The organism is Phocaeicola barnesiae DSM 18169 = JCM 13652 (assembly GCF_000374585.1).
GTDB lineage: Bacteria > Bacteroidota > Bacteroidia > Bacteroidales > Bacteroidaceae > Phocaeicola > Phocaeicola barnesiae.
The window spans coordinates 15,119-30,696 of sequence record NZ_KB894656.1 but is presented as its reverse complement, the minus strand read 5'-3'; the positions used below and the strand labels follow the sequence as shown (position 1 = coordinate 30,696).

Here is a 15,578-nt window from a genome sequence, read left to right as displayed (position 1 = left end):
ATAAATTACGTATATGGAAACAAAACTACAATCCAAACAGCAATATCCGCGGTTTATCCAAAATAAACCGTGTGGTATTGACAAATTCGATGGAGGTTCGCAAGAAAGGTTGGCAAAAACTATTGCTCGCCATTTTTGTCAGAATGATTCATTGGATGAGGAATGTACTTTACCTCGAATTATCGGCATCGAAGGTATTTAGGGATCTGGAAAATCCAACGTGGTTAAAATGTTGGAACGTGAATTATCAGACGACTATTACTTTTTTGAGTATGACGCATGGGGACATCAAGAGGACTTGCAACGCCGCTCTATATTGGAATTGCTTACAAGCAAACTTATTGATGATGGTATCCTATCTGGAAATGCAACAATAAAAGTCAAAGGTGGAGGTACGAAAACCGTATCATGGTCTGAAAAGCTGAAATATTTATTAGCCCGTAAAACGGAGACCGTAACCGAAAAATATCCCCTTATCAGTAATGGTATGGTTGCGGCATTTTTGGTTGCAGTTTTAACTCCGATATTTACATTTATTGCGTATGCAGTAAAACCTACACCCACAACATGGTGGTTTTCTTTATTGTCTATTATCATAGCTGCACTGCCAGTTCTTATTGCATTGTGCGTTTGGAAATGGGCATATAGCAAAGATCATAAATATGGATGGAGTTATATGTTAGCTATTTATCAAGATAAAGTCGAAAAGGACGTTTGCTATGAGACTTTGAGCGAAGACGAACCAACGGTTTACGAGTTCAAAACATGGATGCAAGACATTTCTGATTTTATCAAGGAAAAAGGACAACGTAAATTAGTCCTTGTTTTTGACAACATGGATCGTCTCCCCGCTGAAAAAGTAAAAGAATTATGGTCTTCTATCCATACGTTCTTCGCCGATAGCGGTTTTGAAAATGTTTGGGCTGTTATTCCTTTCGATGAAACACATTTAGCTTGTGCATTCGGAGATGAGACCGACGAACAAACGAAACAACTGACCAAGTATTTTATCAATAAAACTTTCCCTATTGTTTATCGTGTTGCTCCTCCTGTTATTACCGACTATCGAAGTATATTCAACAAACTGTTTGTTGAAGCATTTGGAGAAACAGAAAATGAAGCGAAAGAAACTATAAATCGGATATTCAGATTGGTAAATCCTAATGCCAATGTTAGGGAAATTATATCATATATCAATGAGATGGTCGCTCTTAAACAAGAGTGGTGTAACGAAATTTTGATGATAAACATAGCATTGTTCTGTTTGAAGAAGACGGATATTCTGGCAAATCCAGTAGAACAAATATTGTCCGGCGACTATCTGAATGGCATTCAAACAATAATTAACAATGATCTGCAAACACAACGCGAAATTGCAGCTTTGGTATATGGTGTCGATGTTGAAGATGCTCGACAAATTCCATTGAAAAAATATATTGAAGGCTGCATCAACGGAGAAGAAGACCACGACATAAATCAATATGCAGAGACTAATAAACAATTTGACACTGTATTAGAAGAAGTTATACAATGTATGGACAATGCGCTTATCGATAAGATTATACATTGTTTGCATAAATTAACTCGAAAGAGCGATGTTATTCTGCGTGTATGGCAAAGAATAGCACAATTGAAATTAAAAGAATCCATAGAGAAGCAGGTGTTCCCTGTCGAATACCAAGAACTGCTGTTGCATTTAGACACGGAAAGCCAAAACCATGTGATTGCTCAATTATATAAGAAGATAGTTCGGTTCAATGACTTCAATGGCGGCGACTATTTCAAAACGTTAGATGCAATAGACAGGTTTATTGCGCAAAATAAGTTGGCGTGCGATTTTACGTCATTGATTGAAGCAAAAACAGTCAAGCCAAATACATTTATCGATTATATTCAAGCTGCAAATGCAACAGATGCTGCCTATCGGGATAACGCGACAACTAAAGCATATAAATATTATCAAGTAGCAACAAATTCGGAGGCGCTCGATAATTATTTGGCAAACTTACTACCCGATAATTTCGACCATGCAGATATTGTAAAAACGTTAAAAGATAATTCTACCTATACGTTTCCAACGCTTTTGCAAGCGATCACGAATTGCATTGATGAACAGAATGTAAATAAAGATAATATAGGGGCTATATTTACAACCTATCGTTTATTGGCATCTGACGAAGAAAGACCTTTACCTGTAACGTTAGATTCAACCTACATAAATCAGTTGCATTCTGAATTAGAAACTGATGGCCGAAACATTAAAGAGTCTGGATATTACGATTTAGTCGCCATGCAATTGGCACATGGTCATTCCGTTTCCTTAATAGAGGGTGGAGATATAAAATATGTTGCAGAACTCATGGACTATTATGTGGATCATGGAGACTTATTAGTAAATAGTGTGGGATGGAATATACCGCTATTAAATGAAACACTACAATACATGGTAAATCATAAACTTGGCTATAAATTATTGCTCTCAGACATATTGCCCCAATTTGAAGATATTAAGAACAGAATAGGTGTAACGGATGAGGTATTTATCGAGCATTTAGCAGAGTGGAATACCGATTTGGATAAGTATATCACTAAGAACAATATTAAAGATGTAATTCCTGACGCATCTTTTTACGATTTGACCACTAAAATAAGCAATGTCCTGACCGATCATATCAATAAAATAGCGTTCGAAGCGTTGTCTGAAATAAGTGTTGATACATTATACGCCCAAAGAACAGCACATACATCATATTATTGGTTTGTCGCAATAAAACATTTACTGGCTAAAATCAAATCCTTGCCAGATAACTTGACTGAATTTGGCAAAAAGATTCTGATGGATATTGCTTCTGGAACTCAAAGTTTGAATCCTTTCCCTAATTGTTTCAAGAATATAGTTGAAAGATTGGATAAACGAAAAATTAAATCGACAGTTACCGATATAAGAAATGATTTCTGCATCGGTAAAAAGACTATCAATGCAATAAAGTTTCAATTTTTCGAAACATGGCTTAGATCGCATGGTAATTTGAAAAGTCAAGCTGGAGACGTTATTGATAAAATAGTGAAACCTGTAATTTCCGATGGGGCATGCCGTTCATTGATTCTGCAAAACAAAGATTTTTATATGGATTTAATAAATACAGCAGGGGATGATGCTTATGAATTGAAAAAGAGTCTCCGAAACCACATACAAAAAGATTCAGATCCGCAATTGGTTAAATTTGTCAATTCGATAGATTCAGTACCTGAGGTTGAAACCGCGTAAGTATTTGTCTAACAAGTCCGAATTTTACGATTTTACCCGTCAGAACTGAAGTGCCCCCCAAAAAAATTGTATCCAACTTTTGGGGGTCACTTCAAACTTCGATAGGGATAATTTTCAATTTTGGGGACTTGTTAGACAGTCTCATTATCTGGTAGCAGTTTACACAGCACCGGATCGTTTTTGATACGCTCCAGTTCCTCCTGCACAATCTGCTTCACCTCTTCCTTGATGCGCCGGTAGTTCGCCTGCACCGTTTCCTTCATGCGGTCGTTGCCGTCCTCGTCCGTGAAGTTTGTAATGACGGGAATTTTCTTGTAGGCACTTTCTTCCCGTTTCACCTTTTCGGCATCCACCACAATCTCGCAATGAAAAATCTTCTGCTCGATACGCTCGTTGAAGTTGTCGGATACAGAACCGACAAACATTCCCTGCGTAAGCCCGGAAATCTTACTCGGTGGAATGAGCGCGTCCATCTGCGTGTTGATGGAGGTGGAAACATCCTGCCGGTTGATGGAGATGGACTGCCGTTTCTGCAACACCTTACCGAACCGCTCGGAGAGCGTCTTGGCTGTTTCCCCCACCACCTGACCGGAGAAAATATTGCCGACAGTGTTCATCACCACTTTCGCCTCTTTGTCCCCGTAGTCACGCACTAACTGGCTGAAATCCTGAAAGCCCAGACACACGGCAACCTTGTTGCTTCGGGCGGTAGCTATAAGATTGTCCAACCCTTTGAAGTATATTGTGGGCAACTCGTCGATGATGACCGATGACTTCAGCATCCCCTTCTTGTTGATGAGCTTCACGATACGGGAATTATACAGACCGAGTGCCGCACCGTAGATATTCTGACGGTCGGGATTGTTACCCACGCAGAGGATTTTCGGCTCTTCGGGATTGTTGATGTCCAGCGTAAACTCGCTGTCTGACATCACCCAGTAGAGCTGCGGTGAAATCATCCTCGAAAGCGGGATTTTTGCCGACGCTATCTGACCCATGAGCTGCTCCGCAGCCCCTCCAAGCCACGCATCCATGAACGGCGAAAGGTAGTTCTCCAGCTCCGGATAAGAGGTCAGTATCGGAAATATATCCTCGTAACGGCGGTTCAGAAACTCGATAGCATGGGGAAACGTGCAAAACTTCCCGTTCTGATAGATTTTGAGATACCAGATAATACTGGCAAACAGAATGATAGGTGACTCCACGAAGAAGTCGCCCTGCTTTTGCACCCACGTTTTATTGAGGTTGAGCATTATTGTGTAGGCACTCTCATAGGCATCCGTAATATCTTCCATAAAATCCGGGTGAATGGGATTGCACCGATGAGAGCGTCGCGGGTCGTCGAAGTTGATCACATAGAACTTCGGCTTTACCTTGTAGCCGTCCGGGTGGTTCAGCAAATGGTTGTAGGCAATAGTAGATAGGTCGGGATACTTGAAATCGTAGATGTATTGACTAAAGCCCTTTTCAATCTGTTGCTTGATAAAATTGTTTACCACGGCATAGGACTTGCCGCTGCCCGGCGTACCCAACACGATGGACGCACGGAAGGGATTAACTACATTGATCCAACCGTTGTTCCAGCGTTTCCTGTAATAGAAACGTGTCGGCAGATTGACCGAATACTCGCTTTCGATAAGCCTCGTTTCCTGCATGAAACTCTCGTTCTCGTTGTTGAAAACATCCTCCATCAAATTGTGTTTCAACAGGCGGCTCATCCACAGACCACCCATCAACAGGCAGACATAGCCCGTTCCAATGGTAAGGACATACAGTCCCGTCACCGCTTCAAGCGGCAGCGGCAGGGGCAGCAACCACCAGTTCAGGAAAAACAGCACGAACCCGACGGCAAATGCTGTCCAGATTCTCCCCCAAGTGATTTTCTCACCCTTGACACCCTTCGTACCCAGACAGGACAAGGCAAGCAAAAGGACGGAAAACAGCTTCGTGTAGAGAATGGAATGGAACAGCCCCGCCGTGCGGTCGAAGTTCAGAAGGATTTTGTCCACCACGCCGATGTTCACGCCCCACAGCCGGATGGCTTCGTAGCAGAACCAGTACACGTTCATGACCACTAAAATGATACTCACGGCACGCAGAAAATCCATGATTTTCGCCAATGCCCTCAAATCGTCTTCTTGTTGTGACATACATTGATTTTTTAATTGTTGATACTCTGATTACATACCCAAGCCCTTGCGTTTTTTCTTCTTTTTGCGCTTCATCGCCCGGATGAAAGCCTCTTCCTCGGCATCTACCGCCGGACCTTCGGGAGTGAGCAAGCCCATACCGCCCGATATATCTTCACTGTCGTAGGCGGTCTGCCCGTGTGCCTTGTCCGCAGCATCCACAGGGATGGATAGCGGTATCGGCGGTTGTCCGGCGTATGGCAGGGTGAAGTGTTCCTGCAAGGCATTCGCCGAAAGCTCCTTACCCATGCGCGAACCGTTCAGCACGCATCCCGTGCGGTGGTCGATGAAGGTAGCCCCATAGATGCGCCCTTCCTCTGTGTAGCGCAGTACGGTGTCGATGCCCTTCTCTTTGAGTTGGGATACAAATTTGTCCTTGTCATAAGTGCCTTGCAGCACGGAAAGGACGGTGCGTTTCGTCATGTCTGCCAGTTTCCTATCCTTGATTTCCGATTTGGAACGGACAAACTTCTTCTGTACGGCTTCATAGCCTGCGGACTTCCCGAAAAGCGAGGATTTGAACGGGTTGCCCACCTTGTTACCCTTGTCGTCCGTGACGGAATAGACCAGCCCGTGATACTCCCGTCCGCGCACGTTGCCCCTCGCTTCCTCCACCGTCATATTATATAAGGAAAGGAGCGCACGGTATTCGCCCATCGTCTGGAAACGGTACTGCCCATTCAGAGCCTTCACGGTGTTGCCTACCTGCTTCTTCACATCACCTGCCGATGCGGCCACCTTGCGCAACGGATTATCCAATCTCTGATTTTTACGTTCTGCCGGATGCAATCCGTACTTCTGTTCCAGTTCCCTGCGGATACGGTCGCTGCGGCGGTAGAGAAAATCCCGGTTGAGCCTTTTCCCGTTCTCGTCCACGTTGACCGTCACGATGTGCAGGTGGTGGCGGTCGATGTCCTCGTGCTTGAATACAAGATAAGGCTGGTTTCCGAAACCGAGTTTTTCCAGATACTCGCGGGCGATATTCTGCAACTCAATATCGGTCAGCACATCCTCCGGGTGCGGGTTGAGAGAGATATGCACCACCGGCTTCTCGATCTTCATCTGCGGTGGCAGGAAGGTGAGAAAACCCTCCATCGCCTTGCCTATGTCCACCGTTCCCGAACCGTCATTGTAGATGCGGTTGGTGGTGAGAAGCCGCCCCTGCGCCTCGTTAATCTTCTCCCCGTTGTAGGCAATCGCGCCGTACAACGAACTTCCTACACTGATTTTTGCGACCATTTTGCCTCCATTTCCCTTGAAAGTTCCACAATCCGGCGGCTCAGTTTCACGAGTTCGACGGTGTGTTGCTCTAATTTGTAGAGCAACGCCATCGCCTTTTTCTCTGAAAAATGCAGCCTCAGTTCCTTCACGACTTGGTTGTAATTCGTACCCACGGCACGGAATTGTGCATGAAAATCCGACAGTTTGGTGTAATAGTCCACCAACGTCTTGTCCACCTTCAGCACCTTGAACGGTTGCCCGAAGAAGTGCGCTTTGAGGAAAACAGACCGTGCATAGACACCCGATTTTCCGAACATGGCGAGGAAACGGTTGTGTTCCTCCTCGTTGAAACGGACGGTGTACCGGTACACCGCCGGATCAAGTTTGGGATTTCTCCCTGATTTGCTTTTCCTTTTCTCTTTCATATTACTTTGGATTTAGCGGATTGACGGCATAAGCCGCCGCTTCGGATTACAGCACCGCAGTTCTGAAAGGCTTCCCGACTTCGGAGGGAAAGCCCGCCCCCTGCAAGGGCAAGTGCTTTTCGTGGCTGCTCAAAATATTTTGAGCGGCTGAAAAGACATCTTGCTATGTTCAGGTGAACATAAAAATCCGTCAGGGGACGGATTGGGAAAATACCTTTCAGGACTCCGGGCCGCGCGTCATCGGCGAACCCTGCTGTCCGGGTGCAAAGTTACGCCCTTAAAGCGGTATCGGACAGATGCTTGACCCGGTCAATGACTGCCAACCGGCGCAACGTGCCGCCACTTGCCGGAGAAGTGATACAGGTTCCAAAATATACTTGTTTATTTGCAGCATGATTCAAGAAACGAACGATTTGAAGATATGATAAACGGAACATTCAAATACCCGGAAATCCGCTTCTTCGGATACTTGCCGAAACGGATACCCGAACCGTCGGAAACCCGGTTCTCCGACAATTCGGTGACGTATGGATTCAATGACTTCATGACGCAATGTCGTCAATCACCATTTGTCCGACGCACCGCTTCACCACAGAACCGGATACGCGACGACCCGCCTGCGTGTGTAGTCACGGAAGCGGATGGTGCGACAGCCAAATCCGTATGGAAACAGAAAAACAAATCATCAACAATTAAAATAAATGGAACTATGAGTAAGGAAATCTTCGTTGCATTCGCAACACAGAAAGGTGGCATCGGCAAATCCACTGTCACGGCACTTGCCGCCAGCTACCTGCACAACGTGAAAGGCTACAATGTCGCCGTCGTGGACTGCGACGACCCGCAGCACAGCATCCACGGGCTGCGCGAACACGAAATGGGGCTTATCGACAGCAGCACCTACTTCAAGGCTCTCGCTTGCGACCATTTCCGCCGGATCAAAAAGAACGCCTACACCATCGTCAAAAGCAATGCGGTGAACGCCCTCGACGATGCCGAGAGGATGATTGCCACTGAGGACGTGAAACCCGACGTGGTGTTCTTCGACATGCCCGGCACACTCCGAAGCAACGGCGTGATAAAGACGCTCTCGCAGATGGACTACATTTTCACTCCGCTGAGTGCCGACCGCTTTGTCGTGGAGAGTACCCTGAAATTCGTCACGATGTTCCGCGACAGGCTGATGACTACCGGACAGGCGAAAACAAAGGGGCTGCATCTGTTCTGGACGATGGTGGACGGCAGGGAGAGGAACGACTTGTACGGCATCTACGAGGAAGTGATAGCCGAAATGGGCTTTCCGGTACTTTCCACCCGCTTGCCCGACAGCAAGAAGTTCCGCCGTGACCTTTCGGAAGAGCGCAAGAGCGTTTTCCGCTCCACCATCTTCCCGATGGACACGGCACTGCTGAAAGGGAGTGGCATCCGGGAGTTTTCCGAAGAGATAAGCGACATCATCAGACCGCAGTGAGCATGGGCAGCAGGAAAGTGAACACGGAAGGCATCGACGAGGAACTGCTGTTAGCCTCCATCGGGCGGCGCACACAGGACGGGACACTGCGCCCCGCACAGGAAGTACCCGCAGCTGCACCGACCGAAGAGGACACCGCCGCACCGGAACCATCTCCTGTGCAACCCGTAACACGGGAAAAAGCGCAGAGGGAAAGTGGACGCCGGAAAAGGCAGGACGAGGACTACAACGAGCTATTCCTGCGCCGCAACGAGATAAAGACCCGCCAATGTGTCTATATCAGCCGTGACGTCCACGGCAAGATCCTCAGAATCGTGAACGACATCGCCGGAGGGGAAATCTCAGTAGGCGGATATGTGGATACCGTGCTGCGCCAGCATCTGGAACAGCACAAGGAGAGAATCAACGAACTGTACAAGAAACAACGTGAAGATCTGATTTGAAAATGGAAAAAGAAATGACACCGAATGAAAAAAGACCACAGCAAGACTGCGGAGGTATGTTTACCCAAGTGCAGGCGAGTGTGGAAATACTGTCGCCTGTCCCGGTAAGCGGCAAATGCAGTGAGAAGGACTATGAACGCCTGTTCATCCGCGACCCGGAAGTAAAGGCACGTGAGGGGAAGATGGCGTATGTGCGCCCGGAGTACCACGAGCGTATCATGCGTATCACCCGTGTAATCGGGCATGACCGGCTTACGCTGTCCGCTTACATCGACCATGTGCTGACGCACCACTTCAACCAGTGCGAAGATGCGATAAAGAGCCTTTATGCCCGAAATTACAATTCAGTATTCTAACCAAAAACGGAAGGATATGAATTACACAATCAGCATGACAGACATTCTGCTGGCGGTATCGGTCGGCTGCAACCTCTGGTTCCTGTTCCTGCTCCTTTACGAGCGCATCATGGACACGCGGATTGTCCGCTTCTTCAAGGGCATTGTCGGATTATGGCGGTCACTGGACGGGAATGAGGCTAAACGCATAGCGGCACACGAGGAAGTCCCTGCGGAAAAGGCGGACATCATCGGCAAGAGCCGTTTCAGGATGGCATCCACCCGGACAACCGCTGCCATACCGACGCAAGAAGCCGCCACTATTGAAAAAGGCATTGAGCTGTCGGAGGAAGAGGCTACTTTTGACGACGGAAAAACGGGAAACGCATCCCGCCCGGCACAAGTCCCGGAGGAAAAACTCGATGAGACCTTCACGAGCATACCGCCGGAGGAACTGGGATACGGGGACGACGAACCGGAAGAGGACGCCTCGGACACGCCACGGGCTTCGGGCAGCAGCTTTGACGAGATTGACGACGCCTGCAAGACCGCCAAAAACCCGGACGCGACACAGGCGGAACGTGAAAAGGCGGCTAAGGTGTTCACCGACATGGAGGGCACGGAGTTGTACGAGAAAATGATGGAAGGCTCTTCGGAGATAGGCATCCGCATCAAGGGGCTTATCGAGATTCGGCTGAAGAAATCTGAAAAGGAGTTCGTCGTGCCGGACAACATCGAGGAGTTCGACATTCGCAACTATGTATGACAACAATAAAAGAAATGAACATGAAAGAATGACATCAACCCACGCGGCGAGGAAACGCAAGGCGCATCCCCATCCGCAACGGACACGCCCACGTCCGTGGAAACAAACGGGCATCCACTAAAACCAAAGTAAAGAAACAAAGTATCAACCGCCCGACAAAGGACCATCCACCCTTTTGACGGCAAAAAACAAGAACAGTTTATGAACAAGAACATCTTGAAAAACAGAAAAGCAATCCTCTCCGCGGCACTTGTCATCGCCGCAACCGCCTCCGCTTTCGCGCAGGGAAACGGCATCGCGGGCATCAACGAAGCCACCTCTATGGTGAGTTCTTATTTCGACCCCGGAACTAAACTGATATACGCCATCGGTGCAGTCGTCGGGCTTATCGGGGGCGTAAAAGTGTACGGCAAGTTTTCATCGGGCGACCCCGACACCAGCAAGACAGCCGCCTCGTGGTTCGGCGCGTGCATCTTCCTGATTGTTGCCGCCACCATCCTGCGCTCATTCTTCCTTTAATAAATAATGTATGGCTGAATACCCAATCAACAAGGGTATCGGCCGTCCGGTAGAGTTCAAGGGCTTGAAGGCACAGTACCTCTTCATCTTCTGCGGAGGTCTGCTGGCTCTCTTCGTCCTGTTCGTCATCCTCTACATGGTCGGTATCGACCAGTGGATATGTATCGGCTTCGGCGCGGCATCGTCCTCCCTCCTTGTATGGCAGACCTTCGCGCTGAACGCCCGGTACGGTGAACACGGGCTGATGAAATTAGGAGCGGCACGGAGCCATCCCCGATACCTTATCAACCGGCGGCGGATAACCCGTCTGTTCAAACGACAACGAAAGGAAGAAAGACAATGAGGAATACATCGAAAATGACAACACTGGAAAACAGGTTCCCACTTTTAGCGGTGGAGCATGGCTGCATCATCTCAAAGGACGCCGACATCACGGTGGCTTTCGAGGTGGAACTACCGGAACTTTACACCGTGACGGGTGCGGAGTACGAGGCGATACACAGTTGCTGGTGCAAGGCTATCAAGGTGCTGCCGGACTACTCCGTCGTCCACAAACAGGACTGGTTCATCAAGGAACGCTACAAACCGGAGCTTCAGAAGGACGACATGAGCTTTTTAAGCCGCTCTTTCGAGCGTCACTTCAACGAGCGTCCGTACCTGAAACACACCTGCTACCTCTACCTGACCAAGACAACAAAGGAGCGTAACCGGATGCAGAGCAATTTCAGCACGCTGTGCCGGGGACATATCATCCCGAAGGAGCTGGACAGGGAAACCACGACCAAGTTCTTGGAAGCCTGCGAACAGTTCGAGCGCATCATGAACGACAGCGGGCTTGTCAGGCTGCGCCGCCTCTCCACCGATGAGATTGTGGGTACTGAGGGAAAGACGGGACTTATTGAACGCTACTTCTCGCTCATGCCGGAAGGTGACACCACCTTGCAGGACATCGAGCTTTCGGCAAGGGAGATGCGCATCGGCGACAACCGCCTGTGTCTGCACACCCTCTCCGACGCGGAAGACCTGCCGGGCAAGGTGGCTACCGACACCCGTTACGAGAAGCTCTCCACCGACCGGAGTGACTGCCGACTGTCATTCGCCTCCCCGGTGGGGCTTCTGCTCTCCTGCAACCATATCTACAACCAGTATGTGCTGATAGACAACAGTGAGGAAACCTTGCAGAAGTTCGAGAAGTCCGCCCGTAACATGCAGTCGCTATCTCGCTATTCAAGGAGCAACAGCATCAACCGCGAGTGGATAGACCAATACCTGAACGAAGCCCATTCCTACGGACTGACCTCGGTACGGGCACACTTCAACGTCATGGCGTGGAGCGACGATGCGGAGGAACTGAAGCATATCAAGAACGACGTGGGCAGCCAGTTGGCAAGCATGGAATGCGTGCCGCGCCACAACACCATCGACTGCCCGACACTCTACTGGGCGGCGATACCCGGCAATGCGGCGGACTTCCCGGCGGAAGAGAGTTTCCACACCTTCATCGAACAGGCGGTGTGCCTGTTCACAGAGGAAACCAACTACCGCAGCTCGCTCTCGCCCTTCGGCATCAAGATGGTGGACAGGCTCACGGGAAAACCGCTGCACCTTGACATCTCCGACCTGCCCATGAAGCGAGGTATCACGACCAACCGCAACAAGTTCGTGCTGGGTCCTTCGGGCAGCGGCAAGTCTTTCTTCATGAACCACCTCGTGCGCCAATATTATGAGCAAGGCGCACATGTGGTATTGGTGGACACGGGAAACTCCTATCAGGGCTTGTGCGGCATGATCCGACGCAAGACAGGCGGAGCGGACGGTGTGTATTTCACCTACACGGAAGATAAGCCCATCAGCTTCAACCCGTTCTACACCGACGATTACATCTTCGACGTGGAGAAGAAGGACAGCATCAAGACCCTGTTGCTGACGCTCTGGAAGTCGGAGGACGACAAGGTGACAAAGACGGAGAGCGGCGAGCTGGGCAGTGCCGTGAGTGCCTATATTGAGCGCATCCAATCCGACCGTAGCATCGTGCCGTCGTTCAACACCTTCTACGAGTATATGCGTGACGACTACCGCAAGGAACTGGCACAGCGTGACATCAAGGTGGAGAAGTCCGACTTCAACATCGACAACATGCTCACCACCATGCGGCAGTATTACCGGGGCGGGCGTTACGATTTCCTGCTCAACTCCACGGAGAACATCGACCTGCTCGGCAAGCGGTTCATCGTCTTCGAGATAGATTCGATTAAAGAAAACCGCGAACTGTTCCCCGTCGTGACCATCATCATCATGGAAGCCTTCATCAACAAGATGCGGCGGCTGAAAGGCGTGCGGAAACAGCTTATCGTGGAAGAGGCTTGGAAGGCCCTCTCATCGGCGAACATGGCTGAATATCTGCGCTATATGTATAAGACGGTCAGAAAATATTACGGCGAGGCAATCGTGGTGACGCAGGAGGTGGACGACATTATCAGTTCTCCGGTGGTCAAAGAGAGCATTATCAACAACTCGGATTGTAAAATCCTGCTTGACCAAAGGAAATATATGAACAAGTTCGACCAGATACAGGCGTTGCTCGGACTGACGGAAAAGGAGAAGTCGCAGATACTCTCCATCAACATGGCGAACAACCCTTCACGGCTCTACAAGGAGGTGTGGATAGGCTTGGGCGGCACGCAGTCGGCGGTCTATGCCACGGAGGTCAGCGCGGAAGAGTATCTGGCGTACACCACCGAGGAAACGGAAAAAGTGGAGGTTTACCGTCTGGCGGAGAAGCTGGGCGACGACATCGAAGCCGCCATCCGGCAGCTTGCCGAAAGGCGGAGAAACAAGGAATAACTAAAAAACAGAATGTATCAACCAAAAAAGAAAAACGCGTATGAATTTACCAAAAGTGAAAATGCTGCAAGTCAGCAAGTGCCTTATCGGATTGGCGGTCATGATGCTGCAATCCTGCGACGTGGCCGACAACCGCCGCGACATGCTGTGCGGGAACTGGGAGAGCGTGGAGGGAAAACCTGACGTGCTTATCTACAAGGAGGGCGAAGCCTACAAAGTGACGGTGTTCCGTCGTAGCGGTCTGCGCCGCAAGCTCAAGCCGGAAACCTATCTCTTGCAGGAGGAGAACGGCAACCTGTTCATGAACACCGGCTTCCGCATCGACGTGTCCTACAACGAGGCCACGGATGTGCTGACTTTCTCGCCAAACGGGGACTATGTGCGGGTGAAGCCGCAGCCGGGACATCCGACCGAAGAATAACAACCACTAAAATCCAAAGTAACATGAGAACAAGAATAACAATGATTATCTGCCTGTGCCTGCTTTTCGCGGGCAGGGCAAGCGCACAGTGGGTCGTAAGCGATCCGGGCAATCTAGCGCAGGGCATCATCAATGCCTCCAAAAACATCATCCATACCTCCAAGACCGCCACGAACATGGTGAGCAACTTTCAGGAGACGGTGAAAATCTATCAGCAGGGCAAGAAGTATTACGATGCCCTCAAATCGGTGAACAATCTGGTCAAGGACGCCCGCAAGGTGCAGCAGACCATCCTGATGGTGGGCGACATCACAGACATCTATGTGAACAGTTTCCAACGGATGCTCCGTGACGGGAATTTCAGACCCGAAGAGCTTTCCGCAATCGCTTTCGGCTACACGAAACTGCTGGAGGAAAGCAACGAAGTGTTGACGGAACTCAGGAACGTGGTGAACATCACCACGCTCTCCATGACCGACAAGGAGCGCATGGACGTGGTGGAACGCTGCCACTCGAAGATGAAGCGTTACCGCAACCTCGTGAGCTACTACACGAACAAGAACATCTCCGTGAGTTACCTGCGTGCGAAAAAGAAGAACGACCTCGACCGCATCATGGGGCTGTACGGGAACATGAACGAAAGATACTGGTAGCCTATGAAGTTCGACAACCTTCATCAGATTTTACGTTCACTTTATGAGCAGATGATGCCGCTGTGTGGGGACATGGCTGGTGTGGCGAAAGGCATCGCCGGGCTGGGTGCGCTGTTCTACGTCGCCTACCGGGTATGGCAGTCGCTGGCGAGAGCTGAACCGATAGACGTATTCCCGATGCTCCGTCCTTTTGCCATCGGTCTGTGCATCATGTTCTTCCCGACTGTGGTGCTGGGCACGATAAACAGCATCCTCTCACCCGTCGTACAGGGCACGGCAAAGATGCTGGAGGCGGAAACGCTGGACATGAACCGATACCGGGAGCAGAAGGACAAACTGGAATACGAGGCGATGGTACGCAACCCCGAAACCGCCTACCTCGTGTCCAACGAGGAATTTGACAAGCAACTGGAGGAACTCGGCTGGTCGCCCTCCGACATGGTGACGATGGCGGGAATGTATATCGACCGGGGAATGTACAACATGAAGAAGAGCATCCGCGACTTCTTCCGCGAGATACTCGAACTGCTGTTCCAAGCCGCCGCCCTCGTGATAGACACCGTCCGCACCTTCTTTCTCGTGGTGCTGGCGATTCTCGGTCCGATAGCCTTCGCCCTGTCGGTATGGGACGGTTTCCAAAACACGCTCACGCAGTGGATATGCCGCTATATACAGGTCTATCTGTGGCTACCGGTATCGGACATGTTCAGCACCATACTGGCGAAGATACAGGTTCTGATGCTGCAAAACGACATCGAGCGGATGCAGGCAGACCCGAACTTCTCGCTGGATTCGAGCGACGGGGTGTATATCGTATTCCTCTGCATCGGCATCATCGGCTACTTTACCATTCCCACCGTTGCGGGCTGGATTATCCAAGCCGGAGGCATGGGCGGTTACGGTCGCAACGTGAACCAGATGGCGGGACGAGCCGGAAGCATGGCGGGCAGCGTGGCGGGTGCAGCCGCAGGAAACGCAGTCGGACGTGTCGGCAAATTGCTGAAATAATCAATGTGCAATCAT

At 49.6% G+C, this 15,578-nt stretch carries 13 protein-coding genes and 1 pseudogene; 11 read left to right on the top strand and 3 right to left on the bottom strand.

What is annotated here, in order from left to right:
• Positions 1 to 13 precede the first annotated feature (13 nt).
• Positions 14 to 3,268 (top strand): annotated as a pseudogene (locus tag C510_RS16540) (P-loop NTPase fold protein).
• 131 nt (positions 3,269 to 3,399) lie between these two features.
• Here the strand turns inward: C510_RS16540 and mobC are convergent.
• The 3 genes from mobC to mobA are packed head-to-tail and all read right to left on the bottom strand — an operon-like array spanning position 3,400 to position 7,103.
• The gene (gene mobC, locus C510_RS0112875; protein WP_004291482.1) at positions 3,400 to 5,418 is read right to left on the bottom strand and encodes a conjugal transfer protein MobC; all 2,019 of its coding nucleotides are present in this window, start codon (positions 5,416 to 5,418) and stop codon (positions 3,400 to 3,402) included.
• Between the two features lie 30 nt (positions 5,419 to 5,448).
• A complete protein-coding gene (gene mobB / locus C510_RS0112870; protein ID WP_004291483.1) occupies positions 5,449 to 6,696 on the bottom strand; it encodes a conjugal transfer protein MobB in 1,248 nt (415 codons plus the stop codon).
• Positions 6,675 to 7,103: a conjugal transfer protein MobA gene (mobA, locus tag C510_RS0112865; protein ID WP_004291488.1), complete on the bottom strand. Its 429-nt coding sequence runs from the start codon at positions 7,101 to 7,103 to the stop codon at positions 6,675 to 6,677. Before mobA ends, mobB begins: the two co-directional genes overlap by 22 nt.
• 421 nt (positions 7,104 to 7,524) lie before the next feature.
• On the opposite strand from mobA, the gene C510_RS0112860 reads away from it, so the two are divergent.
• The 10 genes from C510_RS0112860 to traJ all read left to right on the top strand — a co-directional run bounded on the left by C510_RS0112860 (position 7,525) and on the right by traJ (position 15,563).
• Positions 7,525 to 8,574 (top strand): ParA family protein, encoded by a 1,050-nt coding sequence (locus C510_RS0112860; protein ID WP_004291492.1) that lies wholly within the window; start codon positions 7,525 to 7,527, stop codon positions 8,572 to 8,574.
• A gap of 2 nt (positions 8,575 to 8,576) precedes the next feature.
• Positions 8,577 to 9,017, top strand: a complete 441-nt coding sequence (locus C510_RS0112855) for a DUF3408 domain-containing protein (RefSeq protein ID WP_004291503.1) — start codon at positions 8,577 to 8,579, stop codon at positions 9,015 to 9,017.
• Positions 9,018 to 9,019: 2 nt separating this feature from the next.
• Positions 9,020 to 9,373 (top strand): DUF3408 domain-containing protein, encoded by a 354-nt coding sequence (locus tag C510_RS0112850; protein WP_004291505.1) that lies wholly within the window; start codon positions 9,020 to 9,022, stop codon positions 9,371 to 9,373.
• A 16-nt stretch (positions 9,374 to 9,389) separates the two neighbouring features.
• Positions 9,390 to 10,118, top strand: a complete 729-nt coding sequence (locus tag C510_RS0112845) for a hypothetical protein (RefSeq protein WP_004304280.1) — start codon at positions 9,390 to 9,392, stop codon at positions 10,116 to 10,118.
• 201 nt (positions 10,119 to 10,319) lie between these two features.
• Complete coding sequence (locus C510_RS0112840; RefSeq protein ID WP_002560983.1) at positions 10,320 to 10,637, top strand: DUF4134 domain-containing protein; 318 nt, start codon at positions 10,320 to 10,322, stop codon at positions 10,635 to 10,637.
• 10 nt (positions 10,638 to 10,647) lie between these two features.
• Positions 10,648 to 10,980 (top strand): DUF4133 domain-containing protein, encoded by a 333-nt coding sequence (locus C510_RS0112835; RefSeq protein WP_004291514.1) that lies wholly within the window; start codon positions 10,648 to 10,650, stop codon positions 10,978 to 10,980.
• The gene (locus tag C510_RS0112830; RefSeq protein ID WP_004291515.1) at positions 10,977 to 13,481 is read left to right on the top strand and encodes a TraG family conjugative transposon ATPase; all 2,505 of its coding nucleotides are present in this window, start codon (positions 10,977 to 10,979) and stop codon (positions 13,479 to 13,481) included. Before C510_RS0112835 ends, C510_RS0112830 begins: the two co-directional genes overlap by 4 nt.
• Positions 13,482 to 13,521: 40 nt before the next feature.
• Positions 13,522 to 13,902, top strand: coding sequence for a DUF3876 domain-containing protein (locus C510_RS0112825; protein WP_004291516.1), 381 nt, complete (start codon positions 13,522 to 13,524; stop codon positions 13,900 to 13,902).
• Between the two features lie 23 nt (positions 13,903 to 13,925).
• Positions 13,926 to 14,555 (top strand): DUF4141 domain-containing protein, encoded by a 630-nt coding sequence (locus C510_RS0112820; protein WP_004304283.1) that lies wholly within the window; start codon positions 13,926 to 13,928, stop codon positions 14,553 to 14,555.
• A gap of 3 nt (positions 14,556 to 14,558) precedes the next feature.
• Positions 14,559 to 15,563, top strand: coding sequence for a conjugative transposon protein TraJ (traJ, locus tag C510_RS0112815; protein WP_004291518.1), 1,005 nt, complete (start codon positions 14,559 to 14,561; stop codon positions 15,561 to 15,563).
• The last annotated feature ends 15 nt before the right edge of the window (positions 15,564 to 15,578 follow it).